Origin of the sequence: Pseudomonas sp. VI4.1 (assembly GCF_002029345.1) — a bacterium.
Lineage (GTDB): Bacteria > Pseudomonadota > Gammaproteobacteria > Pseudomonadales > Pseudomonadaceae > Aquipseudomonas.
The window spans coordinates 75,347-92,950 of sequence record NZ_MULM01000171.1; the positions used below are offsets into that span (position 1 = coordinate 75,347).

Annotated in this window: 9 protein-coding genes and 3 pseudogenes; 6 read left to right on the forward strand and 6 right to left on the reverse strand. The window is 59.2% G+C overall.

Annotated features, from left to right (window positions below):
* Positions 1-17: 17 nt before the first annotated feature.
* The 3 genes from BZ163_RS23055 to sohB form a co-directional block, all read right to left on the reverse strand.
* Positions 18-3,887, reverse strand: coding sequence for a dermonecrotic toxin domain-containing protein (locus tag BZ163_RS23055; RefSeq protein WP_128872729.1), 3,870 nt, complete (start codon positions 3,885-3,887; stop codon positions 18-20).
* Positions 3,880-8,682 (reverse strand): NEL-type E3 ubiquitin ligase domain-containing protein, encoded by a 4,803-nt coding sequence (locus BZ163_RS23060; protein WP_128872730.1) that lies wholly within the window; start codon positions 8,680-8,682, stop codon positions 3,880-3,882. Before BZ163_RS23060 ends, BZ163_RS23055 begins: the two co-directional genes overlap by 8 nt.
* 238 nt (positions 8,683-8,920) lie before the next feature.
* Positions 8,921-9,946, reverse strand: coding sequence for a protease SohB (gene sohB, locus BZ163_RS23065; RefSeq protein ID WP_128872731.1), 1,026 nt, complete (start codon positions 9,944-9,946; stop codon positions 8,921-8,923).
* Positions 9,947-10,148: 202 nt separating this feature from the next.
* Between sohB and BZ163_RS23070 the strand changes: the two are divergent.
* The 4 genes and pseudogenes from BZ163_RS23070 to BZ163_RS23085 all read left to right on the forward strand — a co-directional run bounded on the left by BZ163_RS23070 (position 10,149) and on the right by BZ163_RS23085 (position 14,422).
* Positions 10,149-10,860, forward strand: a pseudogene (locus BZ163_RS23070) (histidine phosphatase family protein).
* 64 nt (positions 10,861-10,924) lie between these two features.
* Entirely contained in the window at positions 10,925-11,239 is a 315-nt protein-coding gene (locus tag BZ163_RS23075; RefSeq protein ID WP_008154977.1) for an SCP2 sterol-binding domain-containing protein, read from the forward strand.
* A 336-nt stretch (positions 11,240-11,575) separates the two neighbouring features.
* On the forward strand, positions 11,576-13,423 hold the full coding sequence (locus tag BZ163_RS23080) for an amidohydrolase (protein ID WP_128872750.1): 1,848 nt from the start codon (positions 11,576-11,578) through the stop codon (positions 13,421-13,423).
* Between the two features lie 134 nt (positions 13,424-13,557).
* Positions 13,558-14,422, forward strand: a pseudogene (locus tag BZ163_RS23085) (LysR family transcriptional regulator).
* Between the two features lie 95 nt (positions 14,423-14,517).
* Here the strand turns inward: BZ163_RS23085 and BZ163_RS35915 are convergent.
* Entirely contained in the window at positions 14,518-14,742 is a 225-nt protein-coding gene (locus BZ163_RS35915) for a hypothetical protein (RefSeq protein ID WP_256579104.1), read from the reverse strand.
* On the opposite strand from BZ163_RS35915, the pseudogene BZ163_RS23090 reads away from it, so the two are divergent.
* A pseudogene (locus BZ163_RS23090) lies at positions 14,641-15,679 on the forward strand (SRPBCC family protein). The gene BZ163_RS35915 and the pseudogene BZ163_RS23090 sit on opposite strands and share 102 nt — an antisense overlap.
* 225 nt (positions 15,680-15,904) lie before the next feature.
* On the opposite strand, the gene BZ163_RS23095 reads toward BZ163_RS23090, so the two are convergent.
* On the reverse strand, positions 15,905-16,147 hold the full coding sequence (locus BZ163_RS23095) for a DUF465 domain-containing protein (RefSeq protein WP_128872732.1): 243 nt from the start codon (positions 16,145-16,147) through the stop codon (positions 15,905-15,907).
* 217 nt (positions 16,148-16,364) lie between these two features.
* On the opposite strand from BZ163_RS23095, the gene BZ163_RS23100 reads away from it, so the two are divergent.
* The gene (locus tag BZ163_RS23100; RefSeq protein WP_128872733.1) at positions 16,365-16,886 is read left to right on the forward strand and encodes a DUF4142 domain-containing protein; all 522 of its coding nucleotides are present in this window, start codon (positions 16,365-16,367) and stop codon (positions 16,884-16,886) included.
* Between the two features lie 158 nt (positions 16,887-17,044).
* Here the strand turns inward: BZ163_RS23100 and BZ163_RS23105 are convergent, their stop codons facing one another.
* Complete coding sequence (locus BZ163_RS23105; RefSeq protein WP_128872734.1) at positions 17,045-17,314, reverse strand: hypothetical protein; 270 nt, start codon at positions 17,312-17,314, stop codon at positions 17,045-17,047.
* Between the last annotated feature and the right edge of the window lie 290 nt (positions 17,315-17,604).

Consider the following 17,604-nt stretch of genomic DNA (forward strand, 5'->3'; position numbering starts at 1 on the left):
CGTTCCATCGGCAATTTTCAGGGTTGACCCGCGTTTATCGGAAACGGTCGCCCCATCGCCACCCAATCGGTGTAGAGCCTCGCTCGATCCTCCAGTACCGTGAAACTGGCAAACGGATTATCGGCATCGACCTCGGCCACTTCGACATCCTGGACCAGCCGCGCCCACAATTCCTCTGAAGCATCCGCTTCGCCCAGCAGTCGCCACACCCGCGCTTGCAGCGTCAGATAATCCACCCGGAAATCCGCCGTCAGACTCAGACCGTCCATGATTCTCAAAAATCGCGGGCCCTGCGGTTTGGCTGCCAACCGCTGCCAGATCAATCGCCTGGCTTGCCGTTGCTCATTTGTGCTCTCACGCAACCAATCGATGACTTCGCCGTAATCAGGGCCAGGCTCACTCAACCACAAGTTGATGCCTGTGCTGCGGCGATGTTCCACGAGGCGCAACAGCGTGTCTTCATCGGTCAATGGATTACCCTGCAGCAGCACGCGGTCACGACTGATGGCCTGGCTCACCACCGCCGGCGGCACCCGGGTGATCTGGTTCTCGCGTAAATCCAGCCGCTCCAGGTACGGCTGATCCATGATCCCGATGGGGCATGTAGTAATCCGGGTGTTTCTCAGGTCGAGCTCGCGCAACTCGTTCATTCCCACCACCAACGGAGGGACGGCCAGCGGGTTATCGCTCAAATCCAGATGTTGCAGCTGAGTCAGCTCACTGAGTTTCGAGGCCATCACCCCTGTGAATGCCATTTCGGTGTCGCGCAGATTCAACCAGGTGAGATAACGCAATCGGCTGATCTGAGGCGGCAGAGCGCTTACCAGGTTCCCATCGATATCGGGAAGACGAAGGTCGGTACCGGCCAGATTCAAGGTGCGCAGGTTTGGAAAAGATTCGAGAAAATCGTTCATGGATTCACGCTCGAACAAATGAAAGTGGCGCATCGACAACCCGGTCACTTCGTCTAGACGAACATTCAGTGCGGGTAATCGGTGAAAATCCTCAAAATTCATGTTCATCGTGAATCCGTTCAAGTAACTGCCTGAATAATGACTGTCTTCCTGCGGCGCACGTTTTTGCCAGATGTCGATCATTTCATCCGCCAATTCGATTCTGACAGCACGTTCTTCCTGAATCGCGTTATGCAGCAATACCAGGTTATGCGCCTCGATCTGCGCCTCATTGAGACCCTGCGCTTCAATGTCACCGGCGACGATAAAAGGTAAGTCCATGTCTTCGATGTCGTCGGTTGCCTGATCGATCCAACCGGTCAAATCGGTGTTCAGTTGCTGAAACTGCTGCTGCAAACCGTCGAGGTGTGCCTGGGCTCCCGCCCCCGCTCGCTGCAGCATTTCATCGGCCTCGGTATCGGAGAATTCCGGGTAAAGGTCCCTGACCTGCAACCTCATCATTTGGTGCCGCAACGCCCCGGCCGGCAGCGGGTCCGGAAACCAGCCGCCCCTTAGACCCTGATGCTCGAAGGGTAACCCGTTGTCCATCCTGCCTGATCCAAACATGAATTCAGACCGTGATAACGCCCGGTCGCCGATTTTCAGCCGCAGTTCACTGGCGGGATCAAGGGACGCCAGGTGCAACGCTGAACGCTCATCGTCTGATAGCACCCCGAGGACTGCGCCGTAGAAGTCCGTTTGCAGATTTTGGTGCAGATAGTGATCGCCCCTCCTGATCAGGCGCCGGACGTGCGAAGCACCAAGCGGCCCGCTACGGTCCAGCACACGCCCGACGGCCGACTGATCGAGCACATCAATGCGCAAGTTTGATGGCCAGCCGGGCAGGTTTTTCAGCGAGTGCAAGGCCAGTGTGTCTGACTGCGGATTGCGCATCGAGCGAAGGTATAAGCCCTCATAAGCTCGATTGAGCCGTACATGCTGCTGATATTGGCGAGCCTTGCTGTCCAGGCGCTTGATCACTTGCAAGGCCTCGGTAGTGTCGGGCGCCACCTGGATGTCCACGCCATAGCGGTCGAGCATTTGTTCGATGGCGCTTCTGGGCAAGCCCGGGTACTCGCGTTGAAACAACTGGACCCACGCATTCGCGGACTGTTGAAGCGCTTCATACCGGCTGTTGAACAATTCAGGGTCTGCGGCCGGGCCAAGATCCCGATCGATCTTGAAGCGGCTGATGGTATCGGCCAGCAACGGCGTCGTTGGGCGTCCGGTTTGCATCAGGCGCAGCATGTCGTCATCAACCGCGCTGACCCTGCCGATCTGTGCGAGCATTTCATCACTGAAGGTGGCAACCGACGGGCCCACTCCCCGCAGCAGTGCCAGGCGGGTCGGTACCGCAGGGATCGGTTGAACGGAGGCGTGCGGTTCAGATGCAGCCACAGAAGGTTTGCCGGCGCGATGATCGGTTTTCGCCAGCGTTCCTATATCAACCGCATCGCCCGCGGCCAAGGCCGCGATCCCGGCGATTGGCAGAGCGTTGAGCAAGCCAAACACTGTGCGCGTCACACCTTCGGAACGCTGGCTTGCCGTTTCTCCGTTGACGGCCTGATCCAGGCCATAACCGGCATCGATAAGTCCCGTCAACGCGAGCAGGCCTTCGCCTCCCGGCACGAACAAGGCCAGCGGACCAAAGCGGTTGATCCATTGCACGAGCGGCTCGACCACAGCGCTCAAATTGTCGCGATTGACCTGGGCATCGTCACGAATGGTGTTGACGCTGGCCAATGCCGCCTGCTTCATTGTCAGCACCAGCTGCGCAAACGGGTCCGTGCCTGCGCCAGCGTCATCGAAGCCGATGTACTCGGCAGGATCCCAGTAGCCGTCATTGTTAAAGAAACCGGCCTCTTTGGTCAGCCGGTGTTCTGTGGGATACATCGCCATACCCTCCAGCGCCGTCAGGACACCGGCGTGAAAGGTACCGTCGATGCGATCCTCATCGGCAAAGTGCGCCGCCAGTGCCTGTTTCGTTTCCTCGGTGCGCCCCTGCGCCACCACCCATTGGCGCAGTTGCGCGGCGTCGGTGAAGTCATGCAGCGGTGACGAGTTGCCGGGGATGTACAGCATGATCCTGGCGCTGGACGGGCTATCGAAGACCCAGATATCGCTGGCGGTATAACGATAGAGTTTCAAGCGGCGTGCCGTGACCGTAGAGGAGACCGGAGTCGGTGCCTGCAGCTGGCTGATGGTCAATGTTTCCCAAGGTTGATCAGGCGATAACCCTGCCGCCTGCAATGTCAGTTCCAGACCTTTTTGCGTCAAGCGTCGTTCATGGCGCTGCAGCCAGGCGCTCATGACAAAAGCCGCCTTGACCGAGGTTCTCAAGGCATAGGGCGCAGGCGCCAGCAGCACCTCGTCCGAAGGCCACGCCCGATCAAGGTATGCGCTGTACAGGTCCTGCAACGCCAGTTCCCAGACCCACTGCTTGAAGTCAGCCGGTCTCAGGGCCAGCTGCGTTTGCGGTCCGTAGGTTTGCGCAGCGGTTTGCCGATAGATGCCTTCATAGGTCTGGTGGTTGCCGCTGCCCTGATCGGCGAACTCGTCGACTTTCTCCACGATGCGAACGTCCGGACCGATGTCAGGCGGGGTGTAGAGACCAAATGCAGTTTCTCCGAATCGCCCGTCACCCACCGTCTGGTAGTTCAAAAGCAACGCCTGTAGTAAAGACTGGGAACTTGCAACTTGACCCTGGTGGACACCGGCCTGTGCGGGATGGCCCTTGTAATCGTATTCAAGCGTCACCAGCAGGGTGGTCTGCGGGTCGATGTCCTGCCCCCATTTTTGCTTGATCCGGTGTTCGCCAAACTGGCCGGGGGTTTGTGGCAGCGCGATGTCCACGATGCCTTTCAGATCGTTGCGCATTTGCCAGTTCGGTGTCGGAGGCGGATCGGCCAGTGCATCATGAGGGAGCTTATTCATCAGAAACCTCCTCGGCAGGCAGCGCCAGTCCCGGATGTCTCGCCAAGGCTGCAGCGGTCAAGCGATCGATAAATTGTACGGCGTCGTTTTTATAGTTTTCGATGATCGCGTTCAGGCGCTGGGTCGCGGTCGCACGGGGCAAGGCGACTTGCGCTTCCAGTTGTGCAAAGGCACGAGCGCTACGCTCGCTCATGGTGTTGAATTCGTCCTGATAAGTCTGCAGGAGGTATTCGTACCAGAACCTTCGGGCGTTGATCGAGGCCAAAAACGCATCGGAGTTTTCGGCTTTGGCGACCTCTTGATAGGCGCTCTCGAGTGCCTCGGGGGATACGTCGACATTGCGCACGAAATTCATTTCCCTGGGCTGGTCAGGCAGATCCAGGCGCTGCGCCAGCCTCACGCGGTAAATCAGCTCGAGTTCCCGTGCCTGGGCGCGACTGAACGGTCCGGACTGCGTGCGACGACCGATCTCGATCATGGCCTGCCGTTCCACCTGTTGCAGTCGAAACAAGCCTCTCAACAGACGCACCAGCTCCCCCTCCAGGGTACGATTTCCAGTGCGAGCCGACACCACTGCTCGATAACACAGGACCCGCACCACCATATCGCTGAACAACCCCGCAGCGTCCTGGGCGCTGACCCGGCCGAGGCGAGCCGCTTGAAACAAGGCGCGTCGCAACGCGTCATCTTCGCCGGCCGCTTCCAGCACGTCCCATACCCGCTGAGTCAAATCGATTTGCATCAGGTTGTAATCCGCGGTGTCGTGTAGCCGGGCAAGCAAATGGAAAAAATCCCTGGACCTTGGGTTCAACGACAATGAGCTCCAAAGTGATTCTTTACGGGCCAATTCAGCACCGACCTGTCCGCTCAACCAGATCGAGCCCTGTCTGGTGACATCCGGTTGCACGGCCGCAACTTGAAGGTATTCGGCGGCCAGGACCCCCAGGCTGATGCGGTTGGATTGTTGATAGGCGGCGAGCGCCGCCAGGCTCGACGTTGACAATGGGTTGCCATCGACGTTTGTGCCCAGGTTCAAGGAAGGCCGCGCCTTGAACACCGTGTCCGGGAGGTGTGCGATGCGGTTGTCGCGCAGGTCCAGTGTCTGCAGTGCGGAAAGGTCGTTGACCCCGACCGGCCAATCGACAATCCCGGAGCCACGCAATGCAAGGTGTCGCAATTGTTTCAGGGCCGTCACCGTCGGGGTTTGCCCGAGCGCCGGGTTGAAGCTCAAGTTGAGGGTCTGCAGCTGCTCCAGGCCATTGAGCAACGGGATCGATTCGGGCGTCAGTTGAATCCGGTTATCGCTCAAGTCCAGGTGCTCAAGCTTGGGCATGGCCGCGATAGCCTGGGGGATTCGGCTCAGCTCATTGCCGGTCAGGCTCAATGTGCGCAGGTTGGGGAAGTTGCGCAGAAATGCATTCAATCCGGCGCTGGCCCCTACTCTGTCCATCTCCAGGGCGCCGATGTGGCTGAAGTTACCGACCAGCACCGGGATTTCCCCCAGTGGCTGCGCATCAAGACTCAGCTTGTAAAGCATTTCCGGAGTGCCAAGCATGAAACTGCCTTCTTTGCGCCAGGCGCGCAAAATCGCCTGAGCGGCTCGCCCCTTGCTGTGTTGAGGCACCCTGAGTCGCGGCCCGTCGCCTTCCTGATAGTGGGTTTGGCGATTGACCCAGCGCTCCAGCGCATCGCGAATGGCCTGATGTTCCTGGCGCAGTGCCTCAAGTGCCTGGATGGCCAACACTTCGTCGGTGCCCAATGTCGTCAGCAAATGTTCGATCTGCGTTGGCGAGTGAGTGGGATAGAGTTCTTGGGCCCGCTGTAGCAGTGCCGGCGAACGCGATGAGCGCTCACCTGAAGGCGGTAGCCCCAATAAAATCGCTTTTGCGACCAACCTGTCTGCCAGGCCCATCGGCGAGCGGTAACCGGCGTGTATCGGCTCGATACCGATGGCCCCGGCGATGGCATCCCGCCGCTGCAATGCCAGTGTCGTGATTTTCTTCCTTAGCTCCACGCCGGCGTCCAGCGCTTCGACCCCCAGCGCTTTGCGCGTATTGACGGGCAAGCCTTGCCATAGCGTTTGAAAAAAATGCGCGCGGGTGCGCTTCAGGTGCGTGAACAAGCTTTTTCCACTGGCATCGGACGCTTCAAAACGGTCAGGGTAAGCTTCGATAACGAGCTTTTGCACGGCGTCTTTCGAGCCAATGCTGGCCCGTGCCTCAGCTGGCCCCGCCCGTTCCACGATCTCGACAAACACATCGTTTGGCCAGCCCGGCAAATGCTTGAGGGTGTTGAGCACCAATCGGTCCGTGTCCAGCCCGCTGGCCGCGTCCAGGTACAGCCCTTCATAAGCCCGGTTCAGGCGCACTATCTGCGCATACCGCCGGGCCTCTTCGGCCAGCCGCAACGGCACTTTTGCGTCATCGAGCTGCAGCCATTCAGTGGTGTCCGCATTCTGTACCAGCTCGTCGGCGACACTGGCCGGCAGATCGGCAAACTGCTCCTGGACAGGCGCAGCCTTCGTCTCGGTGATCACATTGGAGCGCTGATAGAAGCGCTCAAACAGCGACAACCTCTGGCCCTCTGCTTCCTCGGCAATCACGTTGGCCAACGATCGGGCCTGCAGCGTTTCGTCAGTCGCCGAGCCAATCAGCGCCGTACGCTGCGCCGTGTCCAGCCCCTTCAGCAACGCTGGATAAAACTGCCCTTTGTTGAAAAGATCCTCTGAGATCCTGATTTGCCCGGACGCCGAAGCCAGCCCGTATTGCTTGATTTGCCCACCGGTAATATCGGTAATGCTCACCCTGGTTTCCGAAGGCCATTTATCCCCGGATGTCAGCAAATACAACTGCAGGTCGGCGTCAGCCTGCGGCGCGGAGGTCGATACACGCATTTGCTCCATGAAACGGTTGACGGCCTTGTCCGCGCGAAAGCGTCGCACGGTGTCGACCAGCGTCGCCATCGGCTTGCTGCGGTCCGGATACAGCTGGCGCAACAGCGATTCGTCGAGGCCACTCATGGCAAGGATCTGTAATCCCTCGGTGTCCGGGATGTCCTCCTCGCGATAGCCCAGGCGTCGAAACAAGGTGAGCAGATTCCATTGCTGTGGCAGCTCGGAATCGTGCAGCCACGCCCCTGCGCCGTTAGTCTCCAGCACCGGTGAATAGCGTCCGGAGGCCTGCGCAGGCTCGATTTCCCACAGGTCGGTGCCTTCAATGGGCCGCAAGGCATAAGTATCCGCCCCTGTTCGCACGTACTGACGCTCACGCCACGTTACAAGCCCTTGCTTATCGGCCGGAAGCCTGCGCGGCACGGCTGACTGCTGGCGATAAGCTGTTAAATCGGGTTTCCATAAGCGGATGGAACCGGAGCCAACCGGGACGGCTCTCAATCGACTGATAAAATCCGAAGATTTGACGGTCTTGTAACCTTTGCCCACCAATGTCGCGGCGCCAGCCGTTGCCGCCATCAGAATCAGGTTTTCGATGACATCGAATAGATAGTCGGTGGCTTCTTCCTGCTCCCCCCGGGACCAACTGTCGATGCCTTCATAAACCTCTGCCAGCAATTGAAAGCCGGCGACGGCAAACATGACTTCACCCACCACCGGCACGAAGGAGCTGAAGAACAGCAGCGTGTTGACGCCGATGGTCTTATACGTCTCCAACCTGGCCAGACGGGTTTTTTCATCCTCGTCATCCGTTGGCACCACCAGCAATTGCGCATCGGCGATTACATGGCCCGAGCGCTGGTTAAACAACGTCAGGAACACATCATCTTCCAGATCGAATCCTTCGACTGATACGATAACAGTGGTGTTTGGAAGTGGTGTAGAGACAGATAACAGCCGCTTATCCAGCGCGTTGTGGAAACCCGGCCGGTCGCTCAGCAAAATGAAACGCATGAAGAACTTGCGAAAATCGGCGTTTCTAAGGCGTCTACTCAGCTCCGACTCAAAGTCCTGGAACGACGCATATTCCTTCAGAGGGTGCAACGGATCCCCCGGCAGGTAAACCACGCATCGATAATCATCGTCTGCATGCTCACTGACGGGGCCAATAAAGATCGCGCCCTGCAGTTTTACACCCAGTATCTCCAACCCTTGATAGCCTGGCGTATTGTTACCCAACTTGATCGGCGAAGCGCTGTCCTTGACCAGCTTCAGCATGCCATAAACATCGGCACTGATATGTTTTTTCATGAACGCAATATGCATGTCGACTTCAAACCGGTCTTTTGCATAAGCTTGATGTTTATCGCGCAACGTCACCGCGCCCAACACGGTCTTGATATGGGCCTGATATTGCTTACCCAAGTCCAATGTTCGACACAGTTGCGCAAACTCATCGGGTTTGATTGACAGGATCTTATCGGACCGACCATTGATATGCTTGGGAACATATAGCAACGAGTTGTCGTCATAATTTCCCGGCGCCGTCTCGCTGGATTCGAAATTTTCGCAGGCCGCCATCAACAGGTCACGGTCAATCGGCGTGATCAGCTTTTTCCTCAACCCGAGCAAGCTCGACGTCGAGCGTACATGCTGGAATATCACGCCTTCCACATCAAACGGCTCGCCCAACTTGGCTGACATGGCCTTGGCCAACAGGGGGGCACAAAAGCGTTCAGGGGCTTTCAATTCACCCAAGGCGTCCGCCACCGCGCGTCGGGTGCGGTAACTTGCCAGCAGGCTCGTGCGCAGGGCGGCGCGAACATCGGAGGGCGACTCGAGCAACCAGGAGGGAGCCTGTTGTTTAATAAGCGAGAAGAAGGCGCCCTGTTGTTCTGGCGTCATGCTATTCAATGCTGTGTTATTCGTTTCCACCTTCATCTTGAACAACCTTTAATCTGATTTGGACAACCAGATTAACGTTGGGCATTTTCTTATAAAAGTTTGAATAACCGATGAACAACCAGACCAAACAAACAACATTCCAACGCGTTAAAGTATATATATACCGCACTGGATTCGATTCAAGGGTGCAAAGCGCTTTGTTGCCGTAGGCCGGCAACAAGGCGCTCATGAGGTTTTTTTACCAGAAGCGTTGCTGAGTCAGCCGGCTCCACCAGGACAGCAAGACCCGGTCCACCGACCCACTGGCCGCCATGCCGATGCGCTCCTGCAGGCTTTTACGTTCAGCGTAATGCAGGTGATACAGCTCGGATTTCTTCGCCCGCTCGGCGAGGTACTCATCGCTGGTCTTCAGTTCGTCGACCAGTTGCTTGTCCATCGCCGCGACGCCCAGCCAGATTTCACCGGTGGCGACCTTATCGATGTCCAGTTGCGGGCGATAGCGCGAGACAAAGTTCTTGAACAGCTGATGAGTGATGTCCAGGTCCTCCTGAAACTTCTCCCGGCCCTTCTCGGTATTTTCGCCAAACACGGTCAGGGTGCGTTTGTATTCGCCGGCGGTCAGGACTTCGAAGTCGATGTCGTGCTTTTTCAGCAGGCGGTTGACGTTGGGCAGCTGCGCCACCACGCCGATCGAGCCGAGGATCGCAAACGGCGCACTGATGATCTTCTCGCCGATGCACGCCATCATGTAACCGCCGCTGGCCGCCACCTTGTCGATGCACACGGTCAACGGCACACCGGCGTCGCGAATGCGCGCCAGTTGCGAGGACGCCAGGCCATAGCTGTGGACCATGCCGCCACCGCTTTCCAGACGCAGCACCACTTCATCCTTGGGCGTGGCCAGGGTCAGCAGCGCGGTGATTTCATGGCGCAGGCTTTCCGTGGCCGAGGCCTTGATGTCGCCGTCGAAATCGAGCACGAACACCCTAGACTTGTTGACCTCGGGTTTTTTCTTCTGCTTTTTCTCGGATTTGGCTTCGACCTTGCGCAGGGCCTTGAGCTGGTCCTTGTCGAGCAAGGTTTGCTCCAGGCGCTCGCGCAGCCCTTTGTAAAAATCATTGAGTTTACTGACCTGCAACTGGCCGGCGGCTTTGCGTCGACCTTTGCTGCGCAATGCCGCAAAACTGGCCATCACCACCAGGATGGCGATCACCAGTGTCACGGTTTTAGCCAGGAAAACGGCGAACTCGGCAAAAAACTCCACAATGACTCCTTCAATACGATGCGCTGCATAAACGCGCGCGCGATACCCTCAGCATACCCATGCGCCGGCCCGGCGGCCAGCCGTGAAACCTTCGGTAACGGCCTGTCAGGGGCATTTCAAACAAGCGTATGTTTTTTCATTGACAGCTCACCGCCATCCTCATAACCTCGCCGGACCTTCAACGTACCGGGATGATGCGGACGTGGGCAGTATCTATTTGATTCGACATGGCCAGGCCTCCTTTGGTGCAGACGACTATGACGTCCTGTCGCCGACCGGTATCCGCCAGGCAGAAGTCCTCGGCCAACACCTGGCCGGGTTGGGCATCCACTTCGATCGCTGCCTCTCGGGCGACCTGCGTCGGCAGCAACACACGGCCAGCAGCGCACTGGAACAGTTCGCTGCCGTGGGCCTGCCGGTGCCGATCGTAGAGACCGATTGCGCCTTCAACGAATTCGACGCCGACGCGGTGATCCGCGCCCTGCTGCCAGCCATGCTGGAAGACGAACCCGGAAGCGCTGGACATCCTGCGCAATGCCACGCAAAACCGCGCCGAGTTCCAGCGCATCTTCGCCTTGATCATCGAGCGCTGGCTGGCCGGGACCTATGACACGCCCGGGCTGGAAAGCTGGCTGGGGTTTGTCGAACGGGTACAAGCCGGTCTGCAGCGCATCCTCGAACAGGCCGAGAGCACCCAGAAGATCGCCGTGTTCACCTCGGGCGGCACCATCACTGCCCTGCTCCACCTCATTACGCAAATGCCGGCAAGGCAGGCATTCGAGCTCAACTGGCAAATCGTCAACACCTCGCTCAACCTGCTGAAGTTTCGCGGGCGTGAGGTGGCACTGTCTTCTTTCAACAGTCAGGCGCACCTGCAACTGTTGAAGGCCCCGGAACTCATCACGTTTCGCTGAGTCCGGACTATTGTGACCCTGGCTGTAACCACCCAGCTCTAATTACCCAAGAAAGGATCGAACCATGACCTCCGTAGCTGATGCCGTACAAGCAATGAAAGCCAAGTTCAACCCAGCCGCTGCTGCCGGTCTGGACCTGGTATTCGGTTTCCGCATCGACGACACCAAGAACTTCTCGCTGATCGTCAAGGACAGCACCTGCGAGCTGCAAGAAGGTGAGAACCCGGACGCCCAGGTGACCCTGGTGATGGACGGCGAAACCCTGGAAGGCATCGTCAGCGGCGAAACCGACGGCATGCAAGCCTTCATGGGCGGCAAACTGCGCGCCGAAGGCGACATGATGCTGGCCATGAAATTGTCCGAGCTGTTCCCGGCCTAAGCACGTCGCCCCCGTCCTTCGGAGGCACGCCTGGCTGCAAACGAATCCCGCCCCTCGTGGCGGGATTCGTCGTTTTGCGCCCCTGGAAAACGGCTACCTGCGGATTTGCGGTCTATATTCCTTCTGGCCGTATGCGTCAGACATCGGCTGTCGGCCCTCGCTTTTTCATGAAAAGCCTTCTCATGAAGAGGCTTTCCACCAAGAGCCTTTGCGCGGAGCATTGCCATGAGTCCACCTGACGACCACGACGGCTTCAACCGCCGACGTGTACTGCAAGGCCTTTCGGCAGGTGCCGTCGGTGCCTGGATCAGCCCACTGTTAGCAGGGAGTAAAACCATGCCCGATGCCCCGGCCGACCTCATTCTGTACAACGGACGCCTGCACACGGTTGACCGCAAGAAGCCCCAGGCCAGCGCCGTCGCGATCAAGGACGGGCGCTTCGTGGTGGTCGGCAGCGATGCCCAGGCCATGGCCCTGCAAGGTCCCGGCACGCAAATCGTCGACCTGCACGGGCGCACGGTGATTCCCGGCCTCAACGACTCGCACCTGCACTTGATCCGCGGCGGCTTGAATTACAACCTTGAACTGCGCTGGGAAGGCGTGCCGTCGCTGGTCGATGCGTTGCGCCTGCTCAAAGACCAGGCGGACCGCACGCCGACACCGCAATGGGTGCGCGTGGTGGGTGGCTGGAACGAGTTCCAGTTCGCCGAAAAGCGTCTGCCAACCCTCGATGAACTGAACAAGGCCGCGCCGGACACTCCGGTGTTCGTGCTGCACCTCTACGATCGCGCCCTGCTCAACCGCGCCGCCTTGAAAGTGGTGGGCTACACCCGCGACACGCCGAATCCGCCGGGCGGTGAAATCCAGCGCGACGCCAATGGCGACCCGACCGGCCTGTTGATCGCCCGCCCAAATGCGATGATTCTGTACTCGACCCTTGCCAAGGGGCCGAAGCTGCCGCTGGAATACCAGGTCAACTCGACCCGCCAGTTCATGCGCGAGCTCAATCGCCTCGGCGTCACCAGCGCCATCGATGCCGGCGGCGGATATCAGAATTACCCGGACGACTACCAGGTCATCCAGCAACTGGCCAAAGACCGGCAGCTCACGGTGCGCATCGCCTACAACCTGTTCACCCAGAAACCCAAGGAAGAGCTGACCGACTTCAAGAACTGGACCGGCACTTCCCGCTACGGCCAGGGCGATGATTTCCTGCGCCACAACGGCGCCGGGGAAATGCTGGTGTTCTCGGCGGCGGACTTCGAGGACTTCCTCGAACCGCGCCCCGACCTGCCACAGACCATGGAGCAGGAACTGGAACCGGTAGTGCGGCACCTGGTGGAACAGCGCTGGCCGTTCCGCCTGCACGCCACCTACAACGAATCCATCAGCCGCATGCTCGACGTGTTCGAGAAGGTCGATCGCGACATCCCGTTCGACGGGCTGCCATGGTTTTTCGATCACGCCGAAACCATTACCCCGCAGAATATCGAACGGGTGAAGGCCCTCGGTGGCGGGATTGCCATCCAGGATCGCATGGCGTTTCAGGGCGAATACTTCGTCGAGCGCTACGGCGCCCAAGCCGCCGAGCACACGCCACCCATCGCCCGCATGCTCGCCGAAGGGATCCCGGTTGGCGCGGGCACGGACGCCACGCGGGTGTCCAGCTACAATCCCTGGACTTCGCTCTACTGGCTGGTCAGCGGCCGCACCGTCGGCGGGCTGGAGCTCTACCCGCAAGGCTTGAGCCGCGATACCGCGCTGGAACTCTTCACCCACGGCAGCGCCTGGTTTTCATCCGAGCAGGGCAAGAAAGGCCAAATCAAGGTCGGGCAACTGGCAGACCTGATCGCGCTGTCGGCGGATTATTTCCACATCGAAGACGAAGCCGTGAAGTGGATCGAGTCGGTGTTGACCATTGTCGATGGCAAGATTGTCTATGGCAGCGTCGAGTTCGAAAAACTCGGGCCACCGCCGGTGCCTGTGGTGCCCGAGTGGTCTCCGGTGGTTAACGTGCCCGGCCACTGGAAACCGCTGGCGCCGCTGACGGCGCAGGTTCACCACTGCGTGGGGGCGTGTGCGGTGCATGCGCACAGCCATGAGCGGGCGCGCTTGTCGTCGGCACCGGTCAGCGATTTCGCCGGGTTCTGGGGGGCGTTTGGTTGCTCGTGTTTTGCGTTTTGAATGCAGGTGAATCTGACACACCGCGTGACGCCATTCGCCAGCAAGCCGGCTCCTACAGGATCGGGTTGATCGTTGCGCCTTGCAGGAGCTGCGCTTGCACTTACAATGCCCGCACCTCCCGCACCGGCCCGCCCATGGACATCGATCTCGCTCGCACCTTTCTGGAAATCGTCCGTCACGGCAGCCTTGCCGCGGCGGCCGAAAAACTTCACGTCACCCAGACCGCGATCACCGCGCGCGTGCAGAAGCTCGAGCGTCAGGCTGGGCAGCACGCTGTTCGTGCGCAACCGCGCCGGCGCTCGCCTGACTGCGAACGGCGAGGCCTTTGTGGTCTATGCCAATCAATTGGTCGAAACCTGGGAAGCCGCACGCCGGGACCTGCCATTGCCCGAGGGTTACCACGACGTGCTGCACATCGGTGGCGAAGTCAGTCTGTGCAACCCGCTGATGCTGCGCTGGGCCGGGGAACTGCGCAAGAAGATTCCCGGGCATGCCCTGCGCATGGAAATCCGTGACGGTGAGAACCTGCTGCGCCAACTGGAACTGGGGGTCCTCGATGCGGCGCTGGTGTACCAGCCCGAATATTGGCCGCGCCTGCAAGTCGAGCAGGTCCTGGAAGAAAAGCTGGTCCTGGTACGACTCGCCGCGAGACCCGATCCCTACGTGTACATCGACTGGGGCCCGGACTTCCGTCGCCAGCACGATGCCGCGCTGCCGGAAAAGGCCCGGGCCGCCTTAAGCTTCAACCTCGGGCCACTGGGCTTGCAGTACATCCTGGAAAACGGCGGCAGCGGCTACTTCCGTACCCGGGTCGTCCAGAGTTACCTGGAAAGCGGCGTCCTGGAAAAAGTGCCGAAAGCCCCGGAATTCAGTTATCCGACCTATCTGGTTTACTCCCGCGACCGCGACTCGGCGACCCTGCAGCGGGCCTTCGATCTATTGCGCGAGGTCATCCAGTCCGACGATGACTGGTCGCAACGCTGGAACCCGCTGGCCTGAGTCTCGCTTGTACCGGAGCATGGCGCTTGTGGCCTCAAGGTTCGCGCGGCCGAAACCGCGGGATCGGCTAATCTGCTGGCTATTGATAACAATAATCACAGGTAATCGCAGTGAGGCAAACCACCGCAGCATTCCGCAGCCGATATCGCGCCGGGATCCATCCGCTCTATAATCCGTGGCTGCATGGCGCCTTTGTGCTGCTGTTCGGGGTATTCGCCATCGCCGGGTTCTGGAGTTCCGTGCATCAGGTCCAGCCGCTGCAGTGGCTGGCGGTGCCGCTGACCTTGTTGTTCTTCAGTTTTGGCGTGTACGGGGTACATCGCCACCTCGGCCACCACAAAAAAAAACTTCGCGCGGATGTTCTACGCCCGGCATGCCGGCGACCATCACAGTTTTTTTACCCCCGGCCACATGACCTGCGACTGCCCCCGCGACTGGCGAGTGGTTCTGTTTCCGGCCTGGCTGATCGTAGTGCACACGGTCGTCATCGCCCTGCCCCTCTGGTGGCTGCTCTCACACCTCGATGCCAACGTCGGCGGGCTGGCCGCTGGTTGCCTGGTCCTCGGTTACCTGACCTATGAAGTGTTCCATGCCTGCGAACACCTGCCCCCGGGCAATCCGCTCGCCCGCCTGCCGTGGATCCGGCAGATGCGCCGCCTGCATGAACTGCATCACCGCCGCGAGCTGATGCAGGAGCGCAATTTCAATATCGTTTTCCCCCTGATGGACTACCTGTTCGGCACCCTTTATTGGGAACCGGAACCGATCCCCCTGCACTCGACGAGAATCGCCATGACCCGCATGCAGCATCAGATCGACATTGCCGCCAATCCGATTGCCGTGCTCGCCTATGCCAGCACCGTGACCCGTTGGCCGCAATGGCACCCCTCCTCCCTCAAGATCGATGGCCCGGACGGGCCGTTGCATGCCGGGGCGCGGTTCGAGGAAGACATCCGGGCGGGCGGACGCGAGGGGCATTTGCGCTGGGTGGTGGAGGAGTATTTGCCGGGACGCCGCTGGAGCGCCTGGGCGCGGGGCGATAACGGTCTGTCGCTGGTGGTGACGTACGAGTGCGTGGCCGAGGGTGACGGCACGCGGTTTGTGCGCACCCTGGACTATCAATTCAGCGGCCTGGGGATGCGCATTGCCAATCGCCTGTTGCTCAAGCGACGCATCGATCGTGAGTCGGCCGCATCGTTGCAGGCCTTGCGGGACATGGCGCTGCAACACCTGGCCTCAACAAGAGTCGCCGCGTAAGTGCAACCGTGCAAGTAGGGGGCTGGTTGTACAGACACCACAAATCAATGTGGGAGCGAGCCTGCTCGCGAAAGCGTGTTTCAGACGGGCGCTTTATCACCTGGAAGAATCAGTCATTGGGGCACCTCGCATGAGCCGTCGATTCGACTCTGATCATTCGAGGTGCCGGTATTTAACACCGTTCCAGTTTTTCAGCCACCGGTCGTCGGTGGCGGGGTCGGAGAGTCAGGACGGCGCCTGAAGTCGGTCAACGATCTGGTTCTTGACCTGCACGCGCTTCTCCTTGAGTTTCTTCAGTGCGTCATCGCTGGGAGCGTCAGACTGGGCGGTCTCGGCTTTCACTACTTCCGCGTCCGCCTGCGAATACTTGTTGATCAGTGAATCCAGTAACGGATCCTTGGTGCGTTTTTGCTGGATCTCTTCCTTTGATAGTTTCAGGTCCTGGTAAAGGTCATGGGTCACCGGCATGGAACACCTCCGTTTGTTGATCGGTGGCAAACGCGATCGATTGCGTTCACCAACTATCAGAATGGCCTTGGTTGACGGGTTCTGTCGACCGCCTATCAGACCAGCGGTGTCCGTTCGTCGTCCTTTCGGTAAAGCGATAAAACCTTTGGCCGTCCGTCGCCCTCCACTGCATAACGATCAATCGATCGCCCATGAAAACCTGTGTGGAGAATAACCAATGGACGGATTTACCCTGCGCCACCTCACTCTGGCCGTTGCCTTGAGCACCAGCATGGGCATGGCCTGCGCTGCCACTTCCAATGACTTCGTCGACAGCGCGGCCGCGGGCGGCATCGCCGAGATCGAAACCAGCCGGCTGGCCCTGGAGAAAAGCTCATCGGCCGACATCAAGGAATTCGCCAATATGATGATCACCGATCATTCCAAGGCGAACGATGAACTGGCGGCGTTGGCTAAAGCGAATGACATCGAGGTGCCCGACAGCACGACCCTGGTGAAACAGGCCAAGGAAAAAATCCTCGACATGCGCGATGAATCCTTCGATGCAGCCTATGCCAACAATCAGGTCAAGGCCCACCAAGACACCATCGAGCTATTCAAGAAAGAAGCCAACACCGTGACAGACGACAAAGTCAAAGGCGGTATGGAGCTGAAAGCGTTTGCGCAAAAAATGCTGCCAGCCCTGGAAAAGCATCTGGACATGGCGAAAAAACTGCAGGCGGCTCATCCAAATAAATAACGCAGCAGTAGGAGCGAGCTTGCTCGCGATGGATTCAACAGCGACGCGGTTAGCCAGACAGTGCGCGTTATCGTTGACGACCATCGCGAGCGAGCTCGCTCCTACAGTGGACCCCATACATCCATGGATGGGGTCATTTTTTGGGGGTTCGTTTCAACCTAACCGCCGTCGGTGTCAATATCGGCATCGGTGTCATCGCTGGGTTTGGGCCGGTCCGGATTCGGTTTGAAACCGGGGCTGAATTCATTGTCGTTATCGGTATGGCGGTGCTTCTGGTCGACCGCCTGGTCGGCACTTTCCGGCTTCGCGGTTTGTCCCTGATGCTGCCCACCCGGTTCGGCCGGCGTCTGCGGGTCGATTGCCGGATCATTGCGTTTGACCGGTGCCCCCGTCTGGTCCTGCTCCTGTGTCATCGGTTCGTCTTTCATAAGTACCTCGTTCGTCACTGCCAGTGCGCGGCCTGAACAATCGGCCCTGTAATTTCGAGGCTTTCCAGCCAGCAACGTTCCATCGGATGGATCACCGCCCTGTGTAGGAGCCGGCTTGCTGGCGAAGGCGTCTTCATGGGCGCTGCATGGCTCAAGGCCGCCTTCGCTGGCAGGCCAGCTCCTACACGATCACCCGCGTACCAAAGCCAGCGCCTGCGGCCAGGTGCAGAAAATCGAAGAAACCTGTCAGAAACGAACAACTATTATGTACGGCAAATGTCACTGATTTG

Coding starts and splice junctions, on each gene's coding strand:
- BZ163_RS23055 (WP_128872729.1), bottom strand. CDS start 3,887: ATGAATAAGCTCCCTCATGATGCACTGGCCGATCCGCCTCCGACACCG.
- BZ163_RS23060 (WP_128872730.1), bottom strand. CDS start 8,682: ATGACGCCAGAACAACAGGGCGCCTTCTTCTCGCTTATTAAACAACAG.
- BZ163_RS23075 (WP_008154977.1), top strand. CDS start 10,925: ATGACCTCCGTAGCTGATGCCGTACAAGCAATGAAAGCCAAGTTCAAC.
- BZ163_RS23080 (WP_128872750.1), top strand. CDS start 11,576: ATGCCCGATGCCCCGGCCGACCTCATTCTGTACAACGGACGCCTGCAC.
- BZ163_RS35915 (WP_256579104.1), bottom strand. CDS start 14,742: ATGTACCCCGTACACGCCAAAACTGAAGAACAACAAGGTCAGCGGCAC.
- BZ163_RS23095 (WP_128872732.1), bottom strand. CDS start 16,147: ATGCCGGTGACCCATGACCTTTACCAGGACCTGAAACTATCAAAGGAA.
- BZ163_RS23100 (WP_128872733.1), top strand. CDS start 16,365: ATGGACGGATTTACCCTGCGCCACCTCACTCTGGCCGTTGCCTTGAGC.
- BZ163_RS23105 (WP_128872734.1), bottom strand. CDS start 17,314: ATGAAAGACGAACCGATGACACAGGAGCAGGACCAGACGGGGGCACCG.